The following is a 25277-nucleotide window of genomic DNA, read 5'->3' as shown; positions in this document are numbered from 1 at the left end:
CGTAGCCGCGCCCCCCGATCCCCGAAGGTGGGCGCAATGTGGTTCTTGCTTCGGTACAGCCCTTCAGCTTGTTCCTTATCCTCCGGGTTGTTGTATGCCGTACGCGGAGATCAGTCTCATCGCGGGAGGGGTCAGCGAGGTGTCGTGAGCGTCTGACCAGGACGGATTCCAGTAGAGCGCCACCACGGCCACGTACACGACGAGCACCGACTGCAGGATCACCAGCCAGGTGGAATGACGGCGCCGGGCCACGAACAGCAGGTTGATCAAGAGGAGGGCCGCCAGGGCCAGAGCGGGGTACGCCGCGAGCATCCGCGTGCGCATCTCTTCCAGGAACTGCTCGCGGGTGGGGTCGCCGATCCCGCGGATGAGGCTGTCGCCGTCGAAGAACATCGTGTTCCGCTTGACCGCGTCGATGTGCCAGAGGACGGCCTTGATCACCGCCACATCCAGCGCGAGGATCAGGGCGGCGATCAGGGCCGCGGTCAGCGTGGCGCGGAGGGGCGTGCGCATCGGCCGAGTCCTTTCGTCACTCGGTCAGATGCGCTAAGAGGGGTGGAAGTTCTAGCGGCGGCCCGCGAACTGCCGGCGTACGATGCGGGTGTCATCGGCCAGCTCGATGGCCAGGGGGCCAGATGACCGAACCATCAGGATGGAAAGGCTCAGTAGCTGTCACTCCAGTGATACCAAGGACCCTGGATGTGCTCGAAGGACGAAGCGACCGACGGGTTGGAGTCATCGACCGGTGTGTGCTTGGGGCTCCAGACGTAGCCGTAGGGGTCCACACTGGAGACGCTCCCCACCTGGAAATAGACGCGGTCGCCCTCTCGATAGATGTCCTGAAACTCGATCTCCCCGATCTTCTGCGGCCGAGTTGTCGTTCCGTCGTACGGTCCGGCCGTCCGGGCCACCTGCTCCATCTCGGCGAAGGAAGGCACGACGCGTTGCTCCCAGGTGTACCCGCAGGACGTCAACGAGACCAGTGCGACGCAGGCGACCAGTTTCCTCACGCCCTGATTGTCCCCCTCTCAAGAGGTGCCCGCGCGGCGTCTTTCAGGAGTTCGTGCTGCCTCCGGCGGGGCGTTTCGACTCCGGGATGGCGGCCGATGCGTGATCGCAAGGTCGTAAATGCTGAGGTGAGCCCGTCATGATCCTCGGCGCAGCGCTAGGTCGCCACCTTCGGTGAGGGGATGGGCATGGATGGTGTGATTGATGCGCGGGCGTGTCAGCAGAGCCTGACACGCACGCGGTTGTCAATCTAGCCTGACAGCCTGTTTGAGGAAGACGACGCCGTCGATCATGTCGAGCTGGGCCGGGTCCAGCGGGAAATAGCGGAAATCGTCGGAGATGCGCGGGGCGGGCTTCGTGATGGCCTCGGCCAGGCGGCGGGCGTCGATGAGAGAGTGGTCCCACGGGAGCGTGGACAGGATGCCCTCGATGGCGTCCGGGGGCGGGGTGTTGTCGCCGACCGTGCCGAGGGCTGAGGCCAGGAAGGCGTACCGGTCGCCCAGATGCGTCCCGGTGATCGCCCCCGCGCTCCACCACTCCAGCGTCTGGTCGCCGAGCGGCATAAAGCTCTTGTTCCGCTGAAAGTGGAGGTTGTGGCCGAAGACCAGGGCGGGGCCTTGCTCGGCGACGGCACGCAGGTTGGCGGCCATCATCGCGTCCCGCAGGGCCGACAGCCGGGTCCACCGTGCCGGGGACGCGTCGGCCATCCAGTAGTGGTAGCGGAGCAGGCCGGTGGCGGTGCGCCCGTACAGTTCCGCCCGCTCCCTGTCCTCCGCGCTCAGCCGCGGCGCCTGCGTGTCGAGCAGCGCCACCAGGTCGTCGGCGATCAGCCGCAGCCGCTGGGCGTCGGCGGACTGGCCGATCGACTGGGACGGATCCATGGCCGTGGCCTCGTTCGACCACCGATCGTCCGGGCCCAGTAGCGTGTCGAGGGTTTCCCTGGTGCAGGGCAGCGGGCCGTCGAGGAGGGTGTAGAGAGCGGTGAGCGCCTGGCGCGGGCTCGCCGCCCAATACTCCAGCGGGCCGTCGAACCCGAAGAATCGGAGCTTTTCGTCATGCTCCTGGTTGTACGCCCGCATCCAGCGCACGAGCTCGCGGTTGGCCGGGGACGCGCCGAAGCCGTGGCTGAAGCCGCGTTCCATGACGTCATCGAGCGTGTCCGCGCCCGTCGTGATGTAGTCGTCCACCACGAGGCCCATGAGACAGTCGCTCTCGATGGCGAACGACCGGTAGTCCTCGTGCTCGACCAGATGCCGGAAGATCTCGTTGCGCAGCTCGCCCAGCTCCCCCACGAAGTGCCTGGCCTCGCCCAGGCCGAGCAGCAGGGGCGTGGCGGGAAGCGACCGGAGGAACGCCGAGACGCCCGCGCCATCGAGCGGCCGGGCCGTGTCCTTGATATCCATACCTTCAACGGTATCGTTGAACACTCGGTGTAAACTTTTCCATGAAAATCCAGCTCTCATCGCGACGGACCTTCAATCGGTGATGCATCCATGAGGCCAGTGGACCTGGCGCGCGAGCACGGCCTGTCCACTCAGGCGATCAGGAACTACGAGGACGCCGGCATCCTGCCCGCCGCCGAACGCACCGTCCACGGCTATCGCGCCTATACGCCGCTGCACGCGCAAGCCCTGCGCGCGTTCCTCGCCCTCGTGCCCGGGCACGGTCACCAGACGGCCACGTCGATCATGCAGGCGGTCAACCGGGGTGCCACCGAGGACGCGCTGCGGCTCATCGACGACAGCCACGGCCAACTCCTCGACGACCGCCGTACCCTCCAGGCCGTCGAAGCCGCGCTCCGCGATCTGGCGCCCGTGCCGCAGGAGCGCGGCGACATGTTCATCGGCCCGCTGGCCAAGAGGCTCGGCATCCGCCCTGCCACCCTGCGCAAATGGGAGAACGCCGGGCTGGTCCAGCCGTACCGCGATCCGCAGACGGGCTACCGGATCTACAGCGCGGCCGACGTACGGGACGTACGGCTGGCCCACCAGCTCAGGCGGGGCGGCTACCTGCTGGAGCAGATCGCCCCGCTGATCGCTCAGGTCCGCTCCGCCGGAGGCGTCGCCCCGCTGGAGTCGACCCTGCGCGACTGGCAGGCCCGCCTGTCCGCCCGGGGCCGCGCCATGCTCAAGGGCGCCGCCGACCTGGACGCGTACCTCCGCGCCCGCGAACCCTGAGCCCCGGCAACTACCACGGGCGGAGCAACCCGGGCACGCTACATGCGTTGACCAGGACTAACACCGCTCGCGTGTACCGTGACCGGCGACGACTTCGCCGGCACCTGCGTGGGTAGCTCCATGACATGCTCGCCGTGCTCGTCCGCTGGGGTCTCCGCCTTCTTGCCCTCCTGATCGGCGCGTGCCTGGCTCTGGCGTTTCCGGCCGTCAACGCGTGGTGGTGGGCGTGGGTGGGACTCGTTCCCCTCCTGCTGCTACTGGCCCAGGCGGGATCTTTTCGGGAGGCGGCTTGGCGCAGTTGGTTCGCGGCGGGCGGCTTCTTCGTGACGCTGCACTACTGGGTGCTCCCCTACCTGGGGGTGTTCTCGGTGGCGGCGGCCGGGATAGTCGGCCTGGTCTGGGTGCCCTTCGGGCTCGCCGCCTACGGGCTGCTGCGGCGGGCCTCGCTTGCCAGAGTGCTGGTGGCGATGCTGGTGCTGCCCTCGGTATGGCTGACCGTCGAGGCGTTGCGCTCCTGGAAACACCTGGGTGGGACGTGGGGGCTCCTGGGCTCCAGCCAGTGGTCGGTGCGACCAGTGCTCGCCGTCGCCGCCCTCGGCGGGGTGTGGCTGCTGAGCTTCCTCCTGGTCGCGGTCAACATGGGGATCACCGCCCTCCTGATCCCGGGCGCCAGGCTCCGTACCCGGCTGGTCGGCGGAGGAGTCGCCGTCGCTCTGGCCGCGGCCTCGGTCGGCTACGGAATACTGCGCCCGGAGCCGGCGGTGACCGGCAGTATGCGCGTGGCGGGTGTGCAGCCCGGTATCGTCCACGGCCCGCACGAGCGCCTCGCCGCCCATCTGCGGCTCACCTACGAACTCGCAGGACTCCACCCCGACGTCATCGTGTGGGGCCAGAGCAGCGTCGGATTCGACCCCAAGCAGCGGCCCGACGTCGATCGCCAGTTGCGCCAGGCCGCCGCCGCGACCGGCAGCGACCTACTGGTCAATGTGGACGCTCGCGACGCATCCGGGCGCATCACCAAGTCGACCTACCAGTACACCGGCGAGGGGCTCGTGGCCACGTACGCCAAGCAGCGGCTGGCGCCCTTCGGCGAGTACATACCGCTGCGACCGCTGCTCGGCTGGATAGCCGACTACACCGAGGCCCCCGAGCAGGACCGGTCCCCCGGCGACAAGCTGACGACGCTGGACGTCTCCGGTTCAAAGGTCGGCCCGCTGATCTCCTACGAGTCGACCTTCCCCGACATGCGGCGCGACCTCGCCCGCGTAGGCGCCGACATCACTATCGTGCAGGGATCGCTCACCACATTCCACGGCAGCTGGGCACATTCGCAGCAAGCCGGCTTCGAGGCCGTACGGGCGGTGGAGTCAGGCCGCTCAGCGGTGCTGGTGGAGCTCGACGGAACCTCGGCGGCGTTCGACGCGCGAGGCAGGCCGCTGGCGTGGGTCCCGCCCGAGTATCGCGGCACCTTCGTGGTGGACGTGCCGCTCTCCAGCGAAGAAACGCTCTACGTACGGCTGGGCGACTGGGTGCCGGTAATGTCCAATGCGATCGTGATCGCGGCCGTCCTCGCGCTTGCCATCCGGCAGGTCAGACGCCGATCGGCCAGCCGGGGCCGCGGCGAGACTCGGGCAGACGACGACCGCCGTCGCAGCTAGTACGTCAAGATCAGGGCTCACATCTGACCCTCGCCCTGCTGGCCGGCGAGGGAAGGACGTGATCAGACAGGCGGAGAAGTGGCAGGAGCCGCCGACACACGAGGTGACCCGCTACCCGCCCGGAAGTTGTACGGTGCGATGGAGGAGGGCAGACGCTTTATGGCAGACGAGCAGATCACGACAATCGGCAGATGCTACATGTGCAAGCGCACCTTCAGCTTCACCCCTGCGAGTGTCATGACGGTCATGATGGACCCCAAAACCAATCTTCCGCTAGGCATGACGCTGTCAGGTAATTTCCGTGAGCCGACACCGGAAGCCACCGCCAGATCGGTTAAGGAACACGTCTGCTCCGACTGCGTGAACAGGGTAAAGCAGCTCAAAGAACTAATGGACCCGCCTGCCCTCCAATTCGACACATGGCAGAGAGGCAACTCCTGAGCGCGGCTCATGTATCCCACGTGCGTTGATCATGAGCGTGTCCAACCGGCCTCGGGTTGCAGTTTCGGTACAGTTCACCGCCGTAGTGTCCCGCTCCAGGCGGACCAGCCGCGCGTCTTGGTCCACATGGAGCCGATCGGGTCGGCCAGAATCCGGCTGCCAATGCGGGTTGGGGTCGTGCCCGTTGCGAGCCCGATAGGAGCGCGATCCGGATAGAACCGACCGCGGCGGGCGGTTCGGGCAGGGCCGCGTTGCAAGCCCAATAGGAGGGCCATCCGGAGGGCTCACGGGGACTCGTGGGCAGGGCCGCAATCGCAATGGCCAGGGTCGTGCCTGTTGCTCGTTTGTATGTCTCTTCATGGCCTGCTGATCGGCGCCCGAGGGGCCCTGCGGTGGTCGCGCCGCGATCCCGCGTCGTCGCGATGAGCCTGCGACGCAGCGTCAGCAATCTCGCGTGACTTGGCGAAACCGCGAGGCACAGTCCACAGGACGATCCCAGCCGATTCCCGTCCGCGACGCATCTCGCATGCGACAGGCACGATCTCGGCACTCTGGCAAGTCTTGATCGAGAGGGAATCTATTAGTAAACTTTCCTTAAAGTTTTATGTGTGTCCGCAGGTGAAAGGAGCCTCATGCGAAGAATTACTCTCCGGCTGGCGGTCATCACCCTCAGTCTGACCGCAATCGGCGGCATCGCCGCCTCCCCTGCCAACGCCAGCGTTGTCGGCGTCTACCCCAGCAGCGCCTCCTGCGAGGCGTTCGGGCAGCGCGGCCTCGGCACCGTCTGGCCCTGGTACACCTGCTATCAATCGGGCACCGGCTGGGCCCTCTGGGCTCCCGGCTTCTAGCCCACCCGCGAACCGCCAACAGGACCGCACCGGCGACGCGGGCACCGCACGAGTTCTTTCGTCACGTCTCTAAGGCCGCCTCCGCTTCCGGAGACGGCCTTAGAACGCCGGTCCAGAACTGTCGGTGCGGTTCTTGACGAGGAGGTTCCAGTGTTCCGGCCCCGCCGCTCAACACACGTGCAACGAATCGGGCTACGCTCACGACACCGATCACTCCCATCACGAGGAGCAGCGTGTCCGACGGCATAGGGGAGATCCTCTTCGGGCTCGGCATCGAAGTCATCGGCTCGCTGCTTCTGCTCGCGGGCCTGCTGTTCTGCGCCTGCCTGATCGCCACCATGATCGTTACCGGGGGCTATCACCTGCTTCGCCGCCTTGTACGTCTCGGGTCGGGGCCTCGGCTCCGGGATAATCATGTGAGCAAGAGCCCGGCTCCATAGCCAGCCGATCTGGGAGCGAAGGTGCGCTCCGTACGGGGATCTTAAGTGTGACCGTTGCAAGCCAGTCAGGGCGGGTCGTCAGCGGTGAATCGCGCAGTCGTGAAGCGTGGCGGCGGAGATAGACCAGCGCCGCCCGCATTGAGGTGTGACCATGCGTCTTCAGCAACGCACGTGATCACGACAAGCCCGTCTCGCGAACGGCCGAATCTCCATTCAGCTCAACGCACTGGCCGATATCGGAAGATCAGGCTCGGGCGCGGGACGCTAGGCGCGCCGACCTCCACGCGAACTCGGTTCCAGGCGCGCTAGACCGGCGCGGCCCGCCAGCACTTAGCGACCAGACCCCAACTCCTCCACGGCCTGATCAACGGTCTTGTGGCACTGGAACACCCGGTCTAGCCCAATCCTGCGAATGTGGGCCAGCAAGTCAGCGGGAGCCCCCGCCACGACCAAGCGGCCGCCGTCCCTCATGACCCGCTTGGCGGTCGAGAGGACGGCCCCGATCGCCAAACTGTCCCAAGCGGCAACGCCCTTCAAGTCGAGGACCAGATGTGGGGGGTCAGGCAAGGGCAAGCGCACCATCTCATCTCGAAGGCGAGCTCCGAGATGGGCATCTCGACAGAAGTCACCGCTTACCTGCAGCACTCCGTACCACTCGTGAAGCACCGCACGAACCTTCAGCGCGGTATCAGGTTGCTCACTCATGACGCGGCACAACCTCCCGTTCCTGCCTATTGCCTTTCAGTCTGCCCCCGGCGGGATGTAGGGCAATGGCGATTCGAACCATTCCAAACTGGCTACGCGAGTTCGATTCGCACGAAAGGCCAGGTCAACCAATACAAAGCTGCCTTCGTGATCTAGCCGGACTGATCAGGTTCATTCCATGTCCAAAGCGGGACGTCGCGCAGTGGGTGGAGTTCCTCGTCGGTGGTTGCGCGGGAGTTCTGCTGGGCCACTCGTGAGCCGAACTCCAGATGTTCGCGTACCGCCTGACGGAACGGCTCGTCGTCGGGCAGGCCGGCCTCGTCGAGGGCCTCCAGGTACAGCTCCACGAAACGCTCGCGCTGCTCGTCGGAGATGTCGAGGTGGCGATGCACCTGGATGAGGTAATCGAAGCCCAGTTCGCGGGTGAAGCGGTCGGGGCCGCCGAAGGACTCGGCCGTGAACCAGGTCAGGTGATCGACATGAGTGGCGCGACGCTCCGGGAACAGTTTCTTCAGCAGGGGATCGTCGAGGACCTTCACGTAGAAGATCTCTTCGACCCTGTGCAACGCCTCGTCGCCGCCTGCGTGCGAGTACAGACTGGTCATGCACCCACCTTCGTGGTCACTCACGAGGATGTACAGCCCACCCGACGGCTGCTGGTCAGCTCATCTTGCCGAGATAGCTCGTGTTCGTACGACCCGCGAGGGTGACATCGTGAATGTCCTCACGCAAACGCTGGACGAACTCGGGTGCCCGCCAATCGTCCCCGGCCCAATGCACGCTGACCACCACAATGAACCGGGCGGCTTCCCGGGCTCCTTCGAGCCTGGTCACCACGTAGTAGACGTCGTCATGGCGTTGGTCGTAACTCTCGAATGTCGCAGTCCAGGACGTTTCCGCGTCGATCGCTGTCGGTTCGCGGAACTCGGGCCAGGTGAAAGTCACCGCGACGATTCGGCGGGAGCAGCTGGGCGGTTGCTCCTGCCGTGGGGCATGAGCAGGAATACCTTGGGCGACAGGCGGTCCATGTCGCCGCCCCGGCCGAACACCAGACCGGCCGCGAAATCCACGAACTGCCTGGCCTCGCTGTCCGGTAGCCGGCTGAGGTCCATCACCACGGGGACGCCGGTGCGGAAGAAGTGTCCGACATAGAGCGCTTCGGCGTAGTCCTTGGGGCACAGAGTCTTGACCATCGCACCAGTTTCCCCGTCGCATGGCCCCGGTGACCAGCGGGCGGTGGAGCGATTCTGTCGGACCCCGTGGCTAGGGTGGGCGACGTGCTGAGTGACGATGGGGCCGTGACGGTGCGCTCCGCGACCTGGCAGGACGCGGGGGCGGTGGCGAAGATCTGGATCGACGGGTGGCGAGACGCGCATTTAGGACATGTTCCTGATGAGCTTGTCGCTGTACGCACCGAGGAGTCTTTCGGGGTGCGTGCGTCGCAAGGTGTGGACGACACCACGGTCGCGACGGTCAACGGGGTGGTGGCGGGGTTCGTCATGGTGGTCGGGGACGAGGTCGAACAGGTCTACGTGTCGAAAGAGCATCGGGGAACCAGCGTGGCCACCATTCTCCTGACCGAAGCCGAACGGCTTGTGGCGGCGAACGGTCACCGAAAAGCCTGGCTGGCCGTGGTCGCCGGGAACCCGCGAGCGCGGAGGTTCTACGAGCGCAACGGCTGGACCGACGAAGGCGCCTTCGAATACTCCGCCTCCACCGCCGGCGGATCCGTCATCGTCCCCACCCACCGCTACATCAAGGAACTCCACGGCCGAACAAGCCGCTGACCAGCGGCTCCGCCGTCATTCCTCACCACCAATACGCAAAGAGAACTCTTCATGAGCTAGCCACAGGCAAGCCGCCGACCTGCAGTCCGTCATCGATCCCACCCACCGGAACATCCCCGCGGAGCAAATCGCTGGCCAGCGGGTTCGTCATTCCGCATCACCACTGCATAAGGGGATTCTCTCTATGAGCAAGCCACTGGCGGGAAAGGTCGCGCTGGTCGCCGGAGCTACTCGCGGTGCCGGCCGGGGTATCGCCGTGGAGTTGGGCGCGGCGGGAGCGATGGTCTACGCGATCGGCCGCAGCACCAGGAGCCAGCGTTCCGAAATCGATCGTCCGGAAACCATCGAGGAAACGGCCGAGTTGGTCACCGCCGCCGGTGGGCAAGCTATCCCCGTTCAAGTGGACCATCTGGATCCCAACCAGGTACGGGCCCTGGTCGAACGCATCGACGCGGAACAGGGCCGCCTCGACATCCTGGTCAACAACATCTGGGGCGGCGAACAGATGTTCAGCTGGGACCAGTCCCTCTGGGAGCACTCACTGGACAAAGGGCTCCGCATCCTGCGCCTGGCCGTCGACACCCACATCATCACCAGCCACCACGCGCTCCCCCTGCTCATCAAGAACCCGGGTGGCCTGGTCATCGAGGTAACCGACGGCACCGCCGAATACAACACCAAGAACTACCGAATCTCCTTCTTCTACGACCTGGCCAAGAGTTCGGTACTCCGCATGGCCTTCGCCCAGTCCAAGGAACTCGCCCCGCACGGATCAACCGCCGTGGCGTTGACTCCCGGCTGGCTCCGCTCAGAACTGATGCTGGACCTCTTCGGCGTCACCGAGGCGACCTGGCAAGACGCCCTCAAACTCCAGCCCCACTTCGCCATCTCCGAAACCCCGTCCTACGTCGGCCGGGCGGTCACCGCCCTCGCCACCGACCCCACCGTCTCCCGCTGGAACGGCCAGTCCCTCTCCAGCGGCCAACTGGCTCAGGTGTACGGTTTCACTGACCTCGACGGCAGCCAACCCGACGCCTGGCGCTACCTCGTCGAAGTCCAGGACCCAGGCCTCCCCGCCGACGTAACGGGCTACCGCTGACATAGGCACTCGCGAGCACAAGAACTCCGCCCCAGCCGCCAGGACATACAGGGATCCATCTTCAGGCTCCGGACGAAGGAGAGTCTTCGAAGTTGGCCGGGGAACCGCTACCGGAGGCGCCTCGTATCAGCCCAGCGGGCCTCTGTCCGCGAACTTCGGTGTCGTCCTCACGCTGCCGGGCTCCCCGATCAAGTTCATAGAGCCTCGAAGAATGCGCCGAACTCTGCACGACCCCAACGAGTCATTCTCTTCGCCTGGATACGGAGCTCCGACAATACAGAGCTCCGATCCTGAAGGCGCCCTTCTCAACGGCTGATACACCGAGGGTCAAGCGGACCCGGCGCCGCCGACCAATCCACATCGCCATGTTGCCACCTCAAACCCATCGGCGGTTCGGGCGGCGTGCTTGATGAGGCTCGCGTCATTGGCCAGGGAGTTCCCAGCGTGCCGCACGTGCAGATCCGGCATGCCAGCCTCCACACGAACGCGGTTCCAGCGAATCCGCGCCGCCGTACGCGTCCTACCTCCACGCGAACTCGGTTCCAGCCTTGGCGTTCGCCACGCTCCCCACCGCGAACACGCTCGTGGTTCTTCCCCGGATACAGTGCTCGACCCCGAAGAGGTCCTTCCGCGTGGCCGTACTCGCTAGCGGAGGAAGGAGCGGGCCACGCGGGACGCGGTCTCGTGGTCGACGATCTTGGTGGTGCCGAGGAAGACGCGGACCAGGCTGCTGATCATGTTGGTGAGGGCGCTGATGTCACCGCGGTCGACCCTGTCGTCGAACTGGACGGCGATTCTGGGATCGGTGACGCGGGCTGAGGCGATGGTCGCGCGGATGTCGCTTTCCGTTACGTGCATGCCGGGCCTCCTATCGCGGGCGGGAGCGGGTACGCAGGGTCAGCAGTTGGGGCAGCGGCCGGTCCGCGCCCACGGCGAACCGTGCCTGGATCCGGGGTGGTCGTCTTCATTAGAAGGGGTGCCGCCTGATCTGCGATGACGGCTTTTCAGCTGACATTCGCCTGTTGCGATTGCGGCAAAACAGCCGGATACGGTCTCATGTTTGGCTGGGGGAGGCTTTACACTCGGACGGCGCTGACTGTCGTGGCGCCGATGAGTGGGTCTCTGATGACACAGGGTGTTGGGTTGCTTGGCTCCGCGGGCCGAGCCCCGGCGTGGGTCGCACTGAATCGGGTGACCGCGTGGTGCGCTTCCGGCATGCGCGGCATCACCGGCTTCGTGGCGGGGATCGCGGGCCTGCTGAGCGTCGCCCCTCCGGTGGCGACGGAGTGGCTGCTTTCCGCGGTCGCGATCACCTTTGGCTGGACGGGGTTGTTCGCGTGGATCGCGTGGCGGTGGGGGCTCGCCGTCTGGCTGGTGACCGGCGAGATCCTGCTCACCACCGTGTTATGCCTGCTGCAGGACCGTCTGGTGGCGGCGGAACTCCTGGCGGGCGGCGCCAGCTGGATCGCCGGGGTGGTCACCATGACCATTGTCGTCGTGAGTCTGGCGTGGCCTCCGCTCGCGGCCGTCCTGGGCGGGCTGGTGGTCGCGGTGGCTCATCTGGTGGGAGCCCAGGCGGCGGGAGTGGCAGACGGCGGGTACACGGCCGCCGGGATCAACATCGTGCAGATCGGCGCCACGGCGGTGCTGGCCACGTTGCTCAGGAGTGCGGCCCGCGCCGCGGACAAGCTGCTCTCCCAGCTTCGCGACTTCGAGCAGCGAGCCACCATCGAGCAGGAGCGCCGGACCGACGAACGCCTGCAGAACAGCCGCATGCACGGCAGCTTCCTGGCCACCCTGATGGTCATCGGTGCGGGCGGCATCCGCACCACCTCTCCAATGCTTCGCGAGACGGCGGCGGCCCAGCTGCTGGAACTCGAGCGAATCGCCCAGACCACCGAGCCGCGCACCGCGTTCGTCGCCCTGGATCAGCGTGTTCACGAGGTGGCCGCCCGTGCCGGACTCAAGGTCAAGGAGCACCTCTCCCCGTGCGCGGTTCCCTGGTTCGTCGCCGACGCTTTCGCGGAGGCGGTAGCCGAAGCGCTGGCCAACGTGCTCCGGCATGCCCGTACCGAATCGGCGGAGGTGAGTCTGACCACCGATGCCGGGCAGGTACGGATCGAGATCGTCGACCACGGCACCGGCTTCGACCGCGCCTCGGTCCCCGACCACCGTTACGGCATCCGCATCTCGATCATCGAGCGCCTGGAGGCGGTCGGCGGCACAGCGGCCGTCACCTCCGACTCGCAGGGCACCCGCGTAGACCTTCGCTGGTCGCCATGACCGTCACCGATCCGGAGCTTCTTGTCGCGCAACGGTACTCGCTGGCCAGTACGCGCGCCGCCGTGACCATCGTCGCCGCCTGGCACCTGGGCTCCGACCTTCCCTCCACCATCATCGGCTGGTCCACCTACCGCTGGCCGCTACTGGCCTTGGCCGCCTGGATCCTCTACTCCGTCATCGGTGTGGCCGCTTCGGTGGTTCTGCTCAATCCCGGGCGGAAGCTTCCGTTCGGGCCGTGGGCGGCGGCGGTGCTGGCGCTCGTGGCGGACGCGGCGGTGATCATCGCCTGCCGTCCGGAGGCGGTGATGACGGCGGCGAACTGGGGCTGGGGCTCGGTGGGATGGCTGGCGCTCATCCTGTTCTGGCCCAGGCGGACCTGGCCGCGAGATCTTGGTGTGTTCTTCCTGGCCAACGCCCTGGTGATGCTGGCCGGAATGGCGGTGTCGGACTCGCTGCACCAGGTCTGGATAGGCAAGTTCCTGGTGGTCCTGTTCGGCAGCATGGTGCTGCAGGCGGGGGCCAGCGCCGGGGCGCACGGCTTCGACCTGGCCGCTCGCTGGGCCGCCGACAATTCCCGCACCCTGGCGCGAGCCGAAGCCGCCCAGCGCGCCGCCGAGCAGGTGCACGCCGACCGTTTGCGGCGGTATGCCCAAGCCCGGCAGGCGGCCGCGCCCGTGCTGACCCGCCTGGCCGAGGGCGCGAACCCCAGCGATCCCGACGTACGGCACGCCTGCGCGGTCGCCGCCGCCCGGCTGCGCCGCCTGATCGCCGAAACCGACGACGCGCCCAACCCGCTGCTGCACACGCTGCGCGCGTGCGTCTTCGATATCGAGAAGCGCGGCGTCGTCGTCCACCTGCTCACCGCCGGAACCGTGCCGCCCATCTCCTTGGAGGTACGGCAAGCGCTGATCGAAGCCCCCTTGGAAGCCCTGGCCCGAGCCCGCACCCAAGCCCGCGTAACATTGGTCGCCACGGCGAACCAGGTGATCATCAGCGTGCTGTCGGACGCCGAGGAGTTCGTGTTGCCCGCACCCGATGGCGTACAGGTCGCGACGCAGGTCGAAGGAGGACTGCTGTGGATCGAGAGCGGCTGGACCGCCCCGTGAGGCTCGCCGTGGTCGAGGACCTGCCGGTGGTGCTCGCGGGCGTGCGTTCCTGGGTCGCCGCGGATCCGCAGAAACGCGTCGAGATCATCGCGAGTGGGGACACGCTGGAGGCCGTACTCGATGGGCCTGGCGCGGACGCGGATGTGATCCTGCTCGATCTGGAGCTCAACGGGGTTCTCATGATCGGGCGGATTCCAGAGCTGTGCGCGCAGGGGCGGCGGGTGGTGGTCTACTCGGTACACGAGGACGAGGAGACCGTACTCAATGTCCTCAAAGCGGGTGCCGCCACCTTCATCACGAAAGGTGAGAGCGCCGAGCACTGCCTGGAGACCATCGTCGCCGTCGCGTGGGATCGGCCTTACGTCACGCCCACGATGGCGGGAGCTCTGGTGGTCGCCGATGCCAGCACAGCGCGCCCGATGTTGTCCGCCCGGGAGAGGGAAGCGCTGCTGCTCTGGTTCCAGGGCATGAACAAGCAGTCGGTCGCCACCCGGATGGGCATCTCGGAGGCGACGGTCAAGCAGTACATCGAGCGGGCCCGCATCAAGTACGCCAGCACCGGCCGGGCCGCGCCCACCAAGACCACGCTGCTGGCCCGCGCCATCCAGGACGGCCTCATCACCCCGGCTGACATCATCGAATACCAATCCCGGGCCGCGGAGGCCGGGCAGAGCTAGGGCAGCAGACCCAGCCTGGAACAATACATGCGATGAAGGGGTTCTCGCGGTCATGGCAGATTATGGGCGAGACGTGCGGTTCGGCTACTTTCTTGTCCCCAACGCGGACGACCCCCTGCTGGAGACCGCGCAGACCGCCGAACGTCTCGGCCTGGACCTGATCGGCGTCCAGGATCATCCCTACCAGCGGCGATATGTCGACACCTGGACGCTCCTCAGCATGATCGCCGCCACCACCCAACGAATCACCGTATTTCCGGACGTGGCCTGCCTGCCCCTGCGCCCGCCCGCCGTCCTGGCCAAATCCGCCGCCAGCCTCGACCTGCTCAGCGGCGGCCGCCTCGAACTCGGCCTGGGCGCGGGCGCCTTCTGGGAAGCCATCACCGCGTACGGCGGCGCCGCCCGAACCCCCAAACACGCCATCGACGCGCTCACCGAGGCGATACAGGTCATCAGAAAGATCTGGAGCGGCGAACCCAACCTGCGCTTCACCGGTGAGCACTACCACCTGACCGGCGCCAAATCCGGCCCGGTCCCCGCCCACCCCATCGGAATCTGGCTGGGCGCGGCAGGCCCCCGGGCGCTGGCCCTCACCGGCAGAACCGCCAACGGCTGGCTCCCCTCCTCCGGCTGGGCGCCCCCGTCCCGCCTCCCCGAACTCCACGACCGCATTGACACCGCCGCCGCCAAAGCGGGCCGCGACCCCGCCGACATCCGCCGCCTCTACAACGTCAACGGCACCATCACCGACGGCCCTTCCGAAGGTTTCCTCCGCGGCCCCGCCTCCCAGTGGGCCGACGAACTCACCGACCTGGCGCTCGCGTACGGCATGGACTCCTTCATCTTCTGGGGCGAAGGCGACCAGTCCACCCAACTCCACCGGTTCGCCGAGGAAGTGGTCCCCCTGGTCCGCGAACGGGTGAAGGAAGAACGCCAAGGCTAGATTGCAATTGGGTAGGGGAGGCGGAGACTGGGAAGGGTCGGATCACTCCCCGTCGTTGTGGAGGGCGTTTATGGCCGAGCCCACCAGGGTTCTTCTCGACGAGTCGCGAATCCCCCGTAACTGGTACAACATCGTCGCCGATCTTCCGGTGGCACCGCCGCCGCCGTTACATCCCGGAACGCTACAACCCCTAGGGCCGGATGATCTGGCCCCGCTTTTCCCCATGGACCTGATCTCCCAGGAAGTCAGCCAAGAGCGGTTCATTCAGATTCCTGAGGGCGTGCTGGAGGTTTACCGGCTCTGGCGGCCGACGCCGCTGATCCGGGCCCGGCGGCTGGAGAAGAGCCTGGGAACTCCGGCGCGCATCTACTACAAGTACGAAGGCGGTTCCCCCGCCGGATCGCACAAACCGAACACCGCCGTGCCGCAGGCGTACTACAACGCCAAGCAGGGCGTGCGCCGCCTGACCACCGAGACGGGCGCGGGCCAGTGGGGCTCGGCCCTCGCCTTCGCCTGCGCCCAGTACGGCGTGGAATGCGAAATCTGGATGGTCCGCGCATCCTACGACCAGAAGCCGTACCGGCGCTCGCTGATGGGCGTCTACGGCGCGAAGGTGCACGCGAGCCCGTCCCCCGTCACCAGCGCGGGCAACAAGATCCTCGCCGAGTTCCCCGACTCCCCCGGCAGCCTCGGAATCGCGATCAGCGAGGCCGTGGAGATCGCGGGACAGCACGACGACACCCGCTACGCCCTGGGTTCGGTCCTCAACCATGTCCTCACCCACCAGACGGTGATCGGTGAGGAGGCCATCGAGCAGCTTGCCGCCTTCGGCGAAACCCCGGACGTCATCGTCGGCTGCACCGGCGGAGGCTCCAACTTCGCGGGCCTGACATTCCCCTTCTTCCGCGAAAAGCTCGCCGGCCGGATGAACCCCACCATCCGCGCCGTCGAACCCGCGGCCTGCCCGACGTTCACCCGGGGCACGTACGCGTACGACTTCGGCGACACCGCCGGCTTCACCCCGCTCCTCAAGATGCACACGCTCGGCCACGACTTCGTGCCCGACCCGATCCACGCGGGCGGCTTGCGCTACCACGGCATGGCGCCCCTGCTGTCCCACATGTACGAGCTCGGCATGTTCGAAGCCACCGCCATGGGCCAGCGGGAATGTTTCGAAGCGGGGGTGCGATTCGCCCGTACCGAGGGGATCGTCCCGGCCCCGGAACCGACGCACGCGCTGGCCGAGACGATCGCGGAGGCGGTGCGGTGCCGCGAGAGCGGCGAGGAGAAGGTGATTCTGACCGCGCTGTGCGGCCATGGGCACTTTGATCTGGCGGCCTATGACCGTTATCTGGCCGGGGAGATGGACGACTTCGCTCTCACACAGGAACGAATCGACCAGGCACTGGCCACTTTGCCGAGGGTCTGACAAGATACGGCTCCCGCCGTGTGCGGGAGCCGTACAGTCTGGCAAAAAGCCTGAAATGCGTCGGAGCTCCTAATTACCATTCTGGAGAGATGAACCGGAACAGCGTGATCAAGGACCCCGTGCCCGGGGACCGGGCCGAATGGCGGCGCCGGAGTGCCAGTTCCGCGCATGAGCGGCTGGCATTCCTCAATGAGGCCAGCCGCCGGATCGGCAGCACGCTCGATCTCGCCGAAACCGGCCGCGAACTGATGGACGTGACCGTGCCGCGCTTCGCGGACACCGCCGCGATCATGGTGCAGGACCGGCTGGTCATCGACGGCGAGTTCCCCTCCCGCGCCGCCGACGGGTCCGCGCTGGTACGGCGGGTCGCCATCGGTGTGGCCGAAGAGAGCTCCGACGACTGGACGGAGGCCTTCCCCGTCGGGGAGGTGATGGTTTACCCCGCCACGCTGCCACACGCGCAATGCATGGCCACCAGCAAGACGATCATGTATCCGGAGCTGGACGAGGAGACCGCGCGCCTGATCGGCGCCAGCCTGGACCGTGAAGTGGTCACCAAGCTGCTCTCCGGCGGCTCGTTCCTGGCGGTGCCGCTGCGCGCCCGGGGCCGGGTGCTCGGCTGCGCGGTGTTCACCCGCAGGCCGGGCGGCCAGGCGTTCGAGGAGCAGGACGTCGCGGTCGCCGAGGAGCTGGCCGCCAGGACCGCCGTCTGCGTCGACAACGCCCGCCTCTACACCCGCGAACGCCGGACCGCGCTGACCCTGCAGAGCAGCCTGCTCCCCGCCGACCTGCACCAGCCGCTGGGCATGGACATCGCCACCCGCTACCTGCCGGCCAGCGACCTGATGGGCGTCGGCGGCGACTGGTTCGACGTGATCCCGCTGCCGGGCTGCCGGGCCGCGCTGGTGGTCGGCGACGTGATGGGCCACGGCACCAGGGCGGCGGCCACCATGGGCCAGCTGCGCACCGCCGCCCGCACGCTGGCCAGCCTCGACCTGCCCCCGGACGAGTTACTGTTCCGGCTGAGCCGGATGAGCCAGGACCTGGACCCGACCCAGATCGCGACCTGCGTGTACGCGGTGTACGACCCGGTCACCCGCTCCTGCGCGATCGCCCGGGCCGGGCACATGCCGCCGGTGCTGATCCACGACGACGGCGCCACCGAGATCATCGATCTGCCCGCCTGCCTGCCGCTCGGCATCGGCAACGAGCCGATGGAGATGCGGGAGATGATCCTCCCGGCCGGGAGCGTGCTGGCCCTCTACACCGACGGCCTGGTGGAGAGCCGGGCCAGGGACATCGACGAGGGCATCACCGCGCTGCGCCGGCTGTTATCGATCCAGCGTGGCGACCTCGAGGAGATGTGCGACGTCACGATCAGCAGCCAGCGGCCCGGGGACGAGCGGGACGACATCGCGCTGCTGCTGGCCCGGGTGCACGAGCTGGCCCCGGATGAGACGGCGTTCTGCGCGCTGCCCGCCGATCCCCGCTTCGTCGGGCATTCCCGCAGGTTCGTCCGGGCCACGCTGAACGCGTGGGGGCTTGGCGGTGTGGTGGACACCACCGAGCTGATCGTGAGCGAGCTGGTCACCAACGCGCTCAAGCACGGCTGGCCGCCGATCGAGCTGCGGCTGCTGCGCGGCCGCGGGCGGACCCTGGTCTGCGAGGTCTCCGACGGTTCCCCGACCCCGCCCGCGGTGCGCGCCCCGACCTCGGAGGACGACACCGGGCGGGGTCTCCAGCTGATCAAGCGGCTGACCTACCGCTGGGGGACTCGCCCGACCCCGGTCGGCAAGATCGTCTGGGTGGAGCTGCGCCTGCCGTAGATCCGGGGTTTCAGGCTACGGAGCCCCGGGGTGGGACGACCAGCGCGTAGATGACGAACAGGCTCAGCGCGATGGAGATGATCGACCAGAGCGGGAACGCCGCGGCGAACGCGAACTGGCCGAGCATGGCGAGCCCGGCCATGATGATTCCCAGGGTGCGTGCCCACATCTTCCCGGCGAGGATCCCGAATCCGGCGGCGAGCTGGAGGATGCCGATGATCAGCCAGATCACGCCCCAGGCGGTGAAGTTCCAGAGCAGGATGTGGCTGTAGTAGCTGCTGCGGAAGAGCGAGACGAGCCCGCCGATGATGTTGAAGAGTCCTACCGTGATGCCGATGATCCCGGCGAAGCCGAGCCAGTTGGAGTGCGTCGACGGCATCCGTCCGGGCGATGCGGTGGTCACGAGTTACCTCCCAGTCGAATCGAGGGACTCTTCACCATAGGCACATAAATGGGCTTATCTCATTATTCCTGACAGAAAAATGGCGGGGTATTTATTTCCTTTACTGCGAAATGACTGTTCATCGAGCGGCATTGGATATTTCGCGGTGTACGAATCGTTCGGGGGAAATGGGGAGTTCAGGGCGTTGCTGCCCATGTAACGACAGCCTTGGTGGATCGTTCCAGCCTTATGGGCGCTGGAACGTCGCGCTCTCGTGATCATGTTGCCCTTGGCCGACGCGATCGCCGGTCCGCTGGTCTTCCCTGGGGGCCGGACCCGGCTGCCAAGCCGGGCGCGGTTCCGCAGTTTCCGCTGGGTGGCTTGATTCTCGGCCTGCGGGCGCGATCGGCGGGTCGCGCTGGCTGGTCAAGGCTTCAGCCGAATGCGGCGATATCCTCCGATCCGGCCAAGTCGCGGGCGATCGGGGCGGCCCTCGAGCCAGAGCAGGGCGATCAGCGTGCAAGGGGCAGCCCTGATCACGCCCAGCTCAGCTCGGTGGGGCTGGCTGACATCCCCGCTGATCTCAGGCTTGCAGCCCATGGTGGTCCAGGAGGGAAATGACGGGAACGCTTCGACGAGTTAACGTCAGAAGGGTGAGCATCGATATCAGAGACGCCTACCGGCGGGCCCTCGATGCCTTCGGTCAGCGCGTCCACCTTATTAGGGCCGACCAGTGGGAGGTCATCACGCCGTGCGTGGACTGGAATGTCCGCGCGCTGGTCAACCATCTCGTGAACGAGAGCCTGTGGGCGCCTGAGCTGCTCGCGGGCCGTACCGTCGGGGAGGTCGGCGACGTCTTCGACGGCGACCTGCTGGGCGATGATCCGATCAAGGCGTTCGACACGGCCGCGCACGAGGCCGTGCAGGCGTCCGCCTCGGCGGGCGCGCTGACCCGGGTCGTGCACCTGTCGTTCGGGGACGTGCCGGGCGAGGAGTACATCACCGAGTTGTTCGCGGACGCGCTCATCCACACCTGGGACCTGTCCCAGGCGATCGGCGTCGTCGACCGGCTCGATCCGGAACTGGTCGACGCCTGCGCGACGTGGTTCGCGGGTGCGGAGGAGGCCTACCGGCAGTCAGGCGTTATAGGAGAACACGCCGAGGTACCCGCCGAGGCCGACCCCCAGACCCGTTTACTGGCCGCATGGGGCCGCCGCGCTTAGGAGCGCCTAACAGTTCGAGCAAGTCGTCAACTTGCTCGCCGTTATCCGGCGCCGTTCATCGTTCTCGCCGCACCGCCAAGAGCAGCTGCGGCATTTGTTAGGTGTGTTCGGACACGTGAAGCGCATAGGGCCGCCGCGTGAAGCCGCATGTATCCCCGCTCGACCGCCAACGTCCAGCGGGGACGCTTTAGGGTGCCGCGTTCAGCTGCGTTCGCGCGCTCGTTCCCCGCTCAACCATCAGCGTCCGGCGAGGATCTTGCGGTCCCGCGCTCAGCCGCATTCGCGCATCGTCCCCGCTCGACCGCCAACGTCCAGCGGGGGCGCTTGGGGTGCCGCGTTCAGCCGCGTTCGCGTGCTTGTGGCCGTTTGGGCGTCAGCGTCCGGTGGGGCGCTTGCCGTGGTTGGCCTTCTTCTTCTTGCGTGCCTTCGACTTGCGCTGGCGCTTACCCATGGGTGAGTCCTTTCGCTCGTCGTGACATATGAGGACACTCTCCTCCGGAGGACGTACCCCGACAAGACCCGATGTCCGTCATCATGATTCAACATTGGATGTGCCATAATTTGTTGAAATCTGTTGATAGGAGGGGTGATGCTGGCGCAGCAACGGCAGCAGGCGATCCTCGAACGGGTTCGCCGGACCGGTGGCGTGCGAGTCGCCGACCTGGTCCGCGACCTCGGGGTCTCCGACATGACGATCCGGCGTGACCTGGAGGTTCTGGCCGAACGTGGCCTGCTGGAGAAGGTGCACGGCGGCGCCACCGTCGCCGGTCCCGGCTCCACCGAAGAGCCCGGCTTCGCCGCCAAGTCGGTACGGCAACAGCAGGAGAAGGAGGCCATCGCCCGGCACGCGGCCCACCTGATCCGCCCCGGCAGCTCGGTCGCCCTCTCCGCCGGGACCACCACCTGGACGTTCGCCCACCACCTGGTCGACGTGCCCGAACTGACCGTGATCACCAACTCCCTCCAGGTCGCCGACGTCTTCCACCGCGCCGGCCGCCCCGACCAGACGATCATCCTGGTCGGCGGGGTACGGACTCCGTCCGACGCCCTCGTCGGCCCGGTCGCCGTGGCCGCCATCCGCTCCCTCAACGTGGACGTGCTGGTCCTGGGCGTACACGGGATGAGCCTGCGGGCCGGATTCACCACCCCGAACCTGCTGGAGGCCGAGACCGACCGCGAACTCGTGGCCGCCGCCCAGCAATTGGTCGTCCTCGCCGACCACACCAAATGGGGCACGATCGGCATCAGCAGCATCGCCCGCCTGGACCAGGCCCACGTCGTGGTTACCGACACCGGCCTCCCCGAACCGGCCAGAGCCGAACTGGCCGACCAGGTCGGCGAACTCATCGTCGCGGGAAGCGCCCAGAACGAGGTCGCCCAGAAGGAGGCGCTGTGAAGAAGACCGCCCTCCATCTCGCCTCAGGACGAAACCTCCTGGGAGAGGGTGCCGTGAAGAAGATCATCGTCCGTCTCGGCGCAGTGCACACCCCCCAAAGGCCGCCGCGAACAAGACCGTCAACCACCTCGCCTCAGGACGAGTCCTCCTGAGAGAGGTGCCATGAAGAAGACCATCGCCCCTCTCGCCACAGCACAAAACCCCCCAAAGAGCGCCGCGAACAAGACCATCAGCCACCTCGCCTCAGGACGAGTCCTTCTAAGAGAGGCGTCGTGAAGAAGACCCTTATCCATCTCGCCGACGGTCGTGAGTTGTTCTACTTCGACCGTTCCGATGCTGCTGATCGGAGCGCTCCAGATGAACGTGATCTCCCCCCGCGTCCGCTCCCGTCGGAGATGCGTTATGACCCGTTGATGGATGAATGGGTGACCATCGCCCGCCACCGGCAGACCCGCACGCACCTCCCCGCCGCCGAGGAATGCCCGCTCTGTCCCGCCCACCCTGGTTCGGAAGTTCCGTCTTGGTATGACGTGGCCGTCTTCGAGAACCGTTTTCCCTCATTCAGCTTCGGCGCTCACGACTACGAGCCGGTCGGCGGCCTCAGTGAGGTCCGGCCGGGACTGGGCCGCTGTGAGGTCGTCTGCTTCACCCCCGACCACCAGGCGTCCTTCGCGTCGCTCTCCCCCGACCAGGTCGAGCTGGTGATGGAGGCCTGGGTGGACCGTACCGCGGAGTTGTCGGCGTTGCCGGGCGTCGAGCAGGTGTTCTGCTTCGAGAACCGGGGTGCGGAGATCGGGATCACGCTGCCGCATCCGCATGGGCAGATCTACGGGTATCCGTACGTGACGCCGCGGACGCGGCAGATGCTGGACAGCGCGGAGCGATATCGAGGCAACCTGTTCGCCGACGTGCTGGCCGCCGAACGCGCCGGGCCCCGGGTGATCGCCGCCAACGCGTACTGGACCGCGTTCGTGCCGGCCGCCGCGCGGTACCCGTTCGAGGTGCACCTCTACCCGCATCGTCAGGTGCCCGATCTGCCCGCGCTGGACCCGGCGGAACGCGCGGCTTTCGGTCCGGTGTACACCGATGTGCTGCGGCGCCTGGACGGGCTGTTCGGCGTCACGATGCCGTACGTGGCGGCTTGGCATCAGGCGCCGGTGTCGGAGCGGCGCGAGCTGGCCTACCTGCACCTGCAGCTGTTCAGCATCCGGCGAGCCCCCGGCAAGCTGAAGTACCTGGCAGGATCGGAGTCCGCGATGGGGGCCTTCGTCAACGACATCCGCCCCGAGGAGGCCGCCGACATGCTCCGAGATCAGGAAAGCCAGCCAGACTGATTACGGATTGATCTCTAATTGGTCGCGACTTTAGGTGGCATGACCATCCCATTGCCATTACTATCCACTGCAACCGGCCGATTCACCCGGGTCTCACGTGAGATCACATGTCTCGTCCGGTACGCCTAATCCCGAGTGCCTCACTCGGGAACCGGGGACCCAAGGTACCTGGGGTGAACGCGCGCGAGCGCCAGGGCTATCTCCTGCCCGAACCCGTCAGCTAACCCGGTCGGCAGATGGAGAGGAGTGGGCGCTGCCCCCCACGTTCCGCCACCATGCCCTCGTGTCGGTCGGCGTACTCGCGGCCGCCCTGGTCTTGGGACCTGTCGCCACCGCGGCCCCCAAGCCCACCGAGGGTGAGCTGAAGAAGCAGCTCACCAGCCTGGAGAAGAAGGTCGACGGGCTGATCGCCAAATACCACGTCGCGCGTGAGGATCTCGCGAAGGCGCGGACCGCGGAGAAAGCGGCCCGCGCGCGACTGGTCAAGGCCGAGGCGGACTACGTGGCGGCCCAGCACGAGGTGGGCAAACTCGCCGGGCTGAACTACCAGGCCACCGTCGATCCTCGCATGCTGATGCCCGGCATGCAGCTCTCCCCGCTGGCCGCGCAACTCCAGGCCGAGAAGGCCGCCAAGATGACGGAGTTCGCGAAGAAGGAGAAAGAGCGCCGCGACGCCGCGGCCGCCGCCAAGAAGCTCATCGTGGACATCAAGCAGCAGAGCGAAGACATCGAACGCCAGCGCAAGGACGCTGAACAGCTCATCGACGAGATCCAGGAGAAACTCAACGATCTCATCCCGATGGGCCCTGGCAAGCTGGCCAACGGCGGCTGGGCACCGGAACTGCCCACCGGCAGCGACAACATCACCCCGCGCACCCGGCTGATGCGCGAGGAGATCAAGGACGCGTTCAAGCTGCACTACACCGTCGGCTGCTTCCGCGTCGACAACATGGGCGAGCACCCGCTCGGCCGGGCCTGCGACTTCATGATGAGCTCCGGCGGCGCGATGCCCACCGCCGCCAACGTCGCCCTCGGCGACAAGATCTCCGACTGGGCCCTGAAGAACCGCACCAAACTAGGCGTCAAGTATGTGATCTGGAGACAGCGCATCAACCACGGCTCCGGCTGGCGCCTGATGGGCAACCGCGGCGGCATCACCGCCAACCACTACGACCACGTACACATCTCAATGTTCTAGCCCCACCACAAGCCAACTGCCCCACCCACCGATCACGCGGGTGTGCGCGTCCAGCCCCCGCGGCCGCACACCCGCGTGATCGTTTTTGTGCGCTCATGGCCGAGCTGCGCTTAGGGCCGATCCTCCGGCACGGCGAGCTGTGCTTATGGCCGCGCCTCCGGGACCACGGCGATGGCGGGGTCGGGCGGAGCCCGAGAACAACCAAAGGGAGGGTGGGTGGGAGAACCCCGGCAAACAACACAAGCTCGTTGGCCAGGTCTTCCCTGAAGTCGTCAGCGTGATTCGGCTCGGTGGCTGGTCATTCGCCGGTGACGCCGTCTATGCGTTGGCGGATGATGTCGGCGTGGCCGTTGTGGCGGGCGTACTCCTCGATCATGTGGACCAGGATCCAGCGTAGCGAGTAGTACTCGCCATGGCGCTGTCGCTTCCCGACCGCACCCAGGTCAGGCCACCTGGCGACGTTCGCCCTGGCCACCTCGATCTCGGCTCGCCATGTCGCGAACGCGTCCCGCGCCGACGCGTCATCCACGTTGTCGAAATCGCCGTCCGGGTCGGCGTCCGTGAAGTGCAGCGGGGGCGCGTCCTTGTCCTCCAGGACTCGCCGGAACCAGCTACGCTCCACATCGGCCATGTGCCGGACCAGGCCCAGCAGGGAAAGCGTGGACGGCTCCGCGGCTCGGTCACGGAGCTGTTCCTCGGTCAAGCCATCACATTTCACGGCCAGGGTTTCGCGGTGGTAGTCCAGCCAGGCGAGCAACATCTCACGCTCGTCGGCGACCAGGGGCGGATCGATTCTCATACGGGCTATCGTGCCAGCATGGAGCAGTTGGAGCGCCTTCGCGCCTTGTGCCTGGAGCTGCCGGAGACGACCGAACGGCTCAGCCACGGCGAGCCGACCTGGTTCGTCAGGGGCAAGAAGACCTTTGTCACCTTCGCCGACCACCACCACGACGACCGCCTCGGCTTCTGGTGCGCCGCCGCCCCAGGAGTGCAACAGGAACTCGTGGACACCGAACCCGACCGCTTCTACCGCCCCCCATACGTCGGCCACCGCGGCTGGCTCGGCGTCTACCTAGACGTCCCAGTCGACTGGCAAGAAATCCGCCAAATCATCACCGACGCCTACCGCCAAATCGCCCCCAAAACCCTTTCATCCCAACTCCCCGTTCAATCCCCCGAGCGACCCTCTGGTACGGCCTGACCTCGCTTGCCTGGGTTCTCCCACCCACCCACCCCGTTTGTTTCCCTCGGGCTCCGCCTGACCCCGCCATCCCCGTGATTGCCCAGGGAAACGACAGTCGCATCGCCGTGGTTCGG

The 25277-nt window shown here is 66.8% G+C and carries 27 protein-coding genes and 1 riboswitch; of the genes, 18 read left to right on the top strand and 9 right to left on the bottom strand.

Features of this window, described 5'->3' with window-relative positions; all coding sequences use genetic code 11:
- Positions 1–75 precede the first annotated feature (75 nt).
- From ABGB08_RS50060 to ABGB08_RS50050, 3 genes are all read right to left on the bottom strand, one after another.
- Complete coding sequence (locus ABGB08_RS50060; RefSeq protein WP_347606147.1) at positions 76–513, bottom strand: hypothetical protein; 438 nt, start codon at positions 511–513, stop codon at positions 76–78.
- Positions 514–662: 149 nt separating this feature from the next.
- A complete protein-coding gene (locus ABGB08_RS50055; RefSeq protein WP_347606144.1) occupies positions 663–1010 on the bottom strand; it encodes a hypothetical protein in 348 nt (115 codons plus the stop codon).
- Positions 1011–1253: 243 nt separating this feature from the next.
- A complete protein-coding gene (locus ABGB08_RS50050; protein ID WP_347606141.1) occupies positions 1254–2411 on the bottom strand; it encodes an erythromycin esterase family protein in 1158 nt (385 codons plus the stop codon).
- Between the two features lie 90 nt (positions 2412–2501).
- Between ABGB08_RS50050 and ABGB08_RS50045 the strand changes: the two genes are divergently transcribed.
- The 5 genes from ABGB08_RS50045 (at position 2502) to ABGB08_RS50025 (ending at position 6572) form a co-directional block, all read left to right on the top strand.
- A complete protein-coding gene (locus ABGB08_RS50045; RefSeq protein WP_347606139.1) occupies positions 2502–3185 on the top strand; it encodes a TioE family transcriptional regulator in 684 nt (227 codons plus the stop codon).
- 125 nt (positions 3186–3310) lie between these two features.
- Positions 3311–4843, top strand: coding sequence for an apolipoprotein N-acyltransferase (lnt, locus tag ABGB08_RS50040; RefSeq protein ID WP_347606136.1), 1533 nt, complete (start codon positions 3311–3313; stop codon positions 4841–4843).
- Between the two features lie 159 nt (positions 4844–5002).
- Positions 5003–5284, top strand: coding sequence for a hypothetical protein (locus ABGB08_RS50035; RefSeq protein ID WP_347606133.1), 282 nt, complete (start codon positions 5003–5005; stop codon positions 5282–5284).
- Positions 5285–5916: 632 nt separating this feature from the next.
- Complete coding sequence (locus ABGB08_RS50030) at positions 5917–6132, top strand: hypothetical protein (RefSeq protein WP_347606130.1); 216 nt, start codon at positions 5917–5919, stop codon at positions 6130–6132.
- A gap of 233 nt (positions 6133–6365) precedes the next feature.
- Positions 6366–6572, top strand: a complete 207-nt coding sequence (locus ABGB08_RS50025) for a hypothetical protein (RefSeq protein WP_347606127.1) — start codon at positions 6366–6368, stop codon at positions 6570–6572.
- A gap of 857 nt (positions 6573–7429) precedes the next feature.
- On the opposite strand, the gene ABGB08_RS50020 is transcribed toward ABGB08_RS50025, so the two are convergent.
- The 3 genes from ABGB08_RS50020 to ABGB08_RS50010 are packed head-to-tail and all read right to left on the bottom strand — an operon-like array spanning position 7430 to position 8470.
- Positions 7430–7882 (bottom strand): group II truncated hemoglobin, encoded by a 453-nt coding sequence (locus ABGB08_RS50020; RefSeq protein WP_347606124.1) that lies wholly within the window; start codon positions 7880–7882, stop codon positions 7430–7432.
- Between the two features lie 55 nt (positions 7883–7937).
- A complete protein-coding gene (locus ABGB08_RS50015) occupies positions 7938–8222 on the bottom strand; it encodes a hypothetical protein (protein ID WP_347606122.1) in 285 nt (94 codons plus the stop codon).
- A complete protein-coding gene (locus tag ABGB08_RS50010) occupies positions 8219–8470 on the bottom strand; it encodes a cell division protein SepF (protein ID WP_347606120.1) in 252 nt (83 codons plus the stop codon). The genes ABGB08_RS50015 and ABGB08_RS50010 overlap by 4 nt, the downstream gene beginning before the upstream one ends.
- An 84-nt stretch (positions 8471–8554) precedes the next feature.
- On the opposite strand from ABGB08_RS50010, the gene ABGB08_RS50005 reads away from it, so the two are divergent.
- Both ABGB08_RS50005 and ABGB08_RS50000 read left to right on the top strand, forming a co-directional pair.
- On the top strand, positions 8555–9064 hold the full coding sequence (locus ABGB08_RS50005; protein ID WP_347606117.1) for a GNAT family N-acetyltransferase: 510 nt from the start codon (positions 8555–8557) through the stop codon (positions 9062–9064).
- Positions 9065–9248: 184 nt separating this feature from the next.
- Entirely contained in the window at positions 9249–10163 is a 915-nt protein-coding gene (locus tag ABGB08_RS50000) for an SDR family oxidoreductase (RefSeq protein ID WP_347606114.1), read from the top strand.
- Positions 10164–10808: 645 nt separating this feature from the next.
- Here the strand turns inward: ABGB08_RS50000 and ABGB08_RS49995 are convergent.
- A complete protein-coding gene (locus ABGB08_RS49995; RefSeq protein WP_347606111.1) occupies positions 10809–11021 on the bottom strand; it encodes a hypothetical protein in 213 nt (70 codons plus the stop codon).
- A 357-nt stretch (positions 11022–11378) separates the two neighbouring features.
- On the opposite strand from ABGB08_RS49995, the gene ABGB08_RS49990 reads away from it, so the two are divergent.
- From ABGB08_RS49990 to ABGB08_RS49965, 6 genes are all read left to right on the top strand, one after another.
- Positions 11379–12446 carry an ATP-binding protein gene (locus tag ABGB08_RS49990; protein WP_347606108.1) on the top strand — a complete coding sequence of 356 codons (1068 nt, stop codon included), beginning with the start codon at positions 11379–11381 and terminating at the stop codon, positions 12444–12446.
- Positions 12443–13552 (top strand): hypothetical protein, encoded by a 1110-nt coding sequence (locus ABGB08_RS49985; RefSeq protein ID WP_347606105.1) that lies wholly within the window; start codon positions 12443–12445, stop codon positions 13550–13552. Before ABGB08_RS49990 ends, ABGB08_RS49985 begins: the two co-directional genes overlap by 4 nt.
- Entirely contained in the window at positions 13522–14229 is a 708-nt protein-coding gene (locus ABGB08_RS49980) for a response regulator transcription factor (RefSeq protein WP_347606102.1), read from the top strand. The genes ABGB08_RS49985 and ABGB08_RS49980 overlap by 31 nt, the downstream gene beginning before the upstream one ends.
- A gap of 52 nt (positions 14230–14281) precedes the next feature.
- The gene (locus ABGB08_RS49975) at positions 14282–15172 is read left to right on the top strand and encodes an LLM class flavin-dependent oxidoreductase (protein ID WP_347606100.1); all 891 of its coding nucleotides are present in this window, start codon (positions 14282–14284) and stop codon (positions 15170–15172) included.
- Positions 15173–15242: 70 nt separating this feature from the next.
- Positions 15243–16601, top strand: a complete 1359-nt coding sequence (locus ABGB08_RS49970; RefSeq protein WP_347606097.1) for a TrpB-like pyridoxal phosphate-dependent enzyme — start codon at positions 15243–15245, stop codon at positions 16599–16601.
- Positions 16602–16690: 89 nt separating this feature from the next.
- Positions 16691–18427 (top strand): SpoIIE family protein phosphatase, encoded by a 1737-nt coding sequence (locus tag ABGB08_RS49965; protein ID WP_347606095.1) that lies wholly within the window; start codon positions 16691–16693, stop codon positions 18425–18427.
- A 10-nt stretch (positions 18428–18437) separates the two neighbouring features.
- Here ABGB08_RS49965 and ABGB08_RS49960 read toward each other — a convergent pair whose 3' ends face one another.
- Positions 18438–18830: a hypothetical protein gene (locus ABGB08_RS49960; RefSeq protein WP_218041644.1), complete on the bottom strand. Its 393-nt coding sequence runs from the start codon at positions 18828–18830 to the stop codon at positions 18438–18440.
- Between the two features lie 632 nt (positions 18831–19462).
- Here ABGB08_RS49960 and ABGB08_RS49955 point away from each other — a divergent pair.
- The 4 genes from ABGB08_RS49955 (at position 19463) to ABGB08_RS49940 (ending at position 23960) form a co-directional block, all read left to right on the top strand.
- The gene (locus ABGB08_RS49955; RefSeq protein ID WP_155351421.1) at positions 19463–20032 is read left to right on the top strand and encodes a TIGR03086 family metal-binding protein; all 570 of its coding nucleotides are present in this window, start codon (positions 19463–19465) and stop codon (positions 20030–20032) included.
- A 589-nt stretch (positions 20033–20621) separates the two neighbouring features.
- Positions 20622–21428 carry a DeoR/GlpR family DNA-binding transcription regulator gene (locus tag ABGB08_RS49950; RefSeq protein ID WP_347606091.1) on the top strand — a complete coding sequence of 269 codons (807 nt, stop codon included), beginning with the start codon at positions 20622–20624 and terminating at the stop codon, positions 21426–21428.
- Positions 21429–21700: 272 nt separating this feature from the next.
- The gene (gene galT / locus ABGB08_RS49945) at positions 21701–22762 is read left to right on the top strand and encodes a galactose-1-phosphate uridylyltransferase (RefSeq protein WP_155360266.1); all 1062 of its coding nucleotides are present in this window, start codon (positions 21701–21703) and stop codon (positions 22760–22762) included.
- Between the two features lie 112 nt (positions 22763–22874).
- Positions 22875–23011: riboswitch (cyclic di-AMP (ydaO/yuaA leader) on the top strand.
- 34 nt (positions 23012–23045) lie between these two features.
- Positions 23046–23960, top strand: a complete 915-nt coding sequence (locus ABGB08_RS49940; RefSeq protein ID WP_347606088.1) for a hypothetical protein — start codon at positions 23046–23048, stop codon at positions 23958–23960.
- 298 nt (positions 23961–24258) lie between these two features.
- Here ABGB08_RS49940 and ABGB08_RS49935 read toward each other — a convergent pair whose 3' ends face one another.
- Positions 24259–24759 (bottom strand): DinB family protein, encoded by a 501-nt coding sequence (locus tag ABGB08_RS49935; protein ID WP_347606085.1) that lies wholly within the window; start codon positions 24757–24759, stop codon positions 24259–24261.
- 18 nt (positions 24760–24777) lie between these two features.
- Here ABGB08_RS49935 and ABGB08_RS49930 point away from each other — a divergent pair, with 18 nt between their 5' ends.
- Positions 24778–25161 (top strand): MmcQ/YjbR family DNA-binding protein, encoded by a 384-nt coding sequence (locus tag ABGB08_RS49930; protein ID WP_347606082.1) that lies wholly within the window; start codon positions 24778–24780, stop codon positions 25159–25161.
- The last annotated feature ends 116 nt before the right edge of the window (positions 25162–25277 follow it).

The sequence above is a fragment of the Acrocarpospora sp. B8E8 genome (genome assembly GCF_039871605.1).
In the GTDB taxonomy this organism is placed as follows: Bacteria; Actinomycetota; Actinomycetes; order Streptosporangiales; family Streptosporangiaceae; genus Acrocarpospora; species Acrocarpospora macrocephala.
Note: the sequence above shows the minus strand (reverse complement) of the source record. Positions and strands in the feature narration are given on the sequence as shown.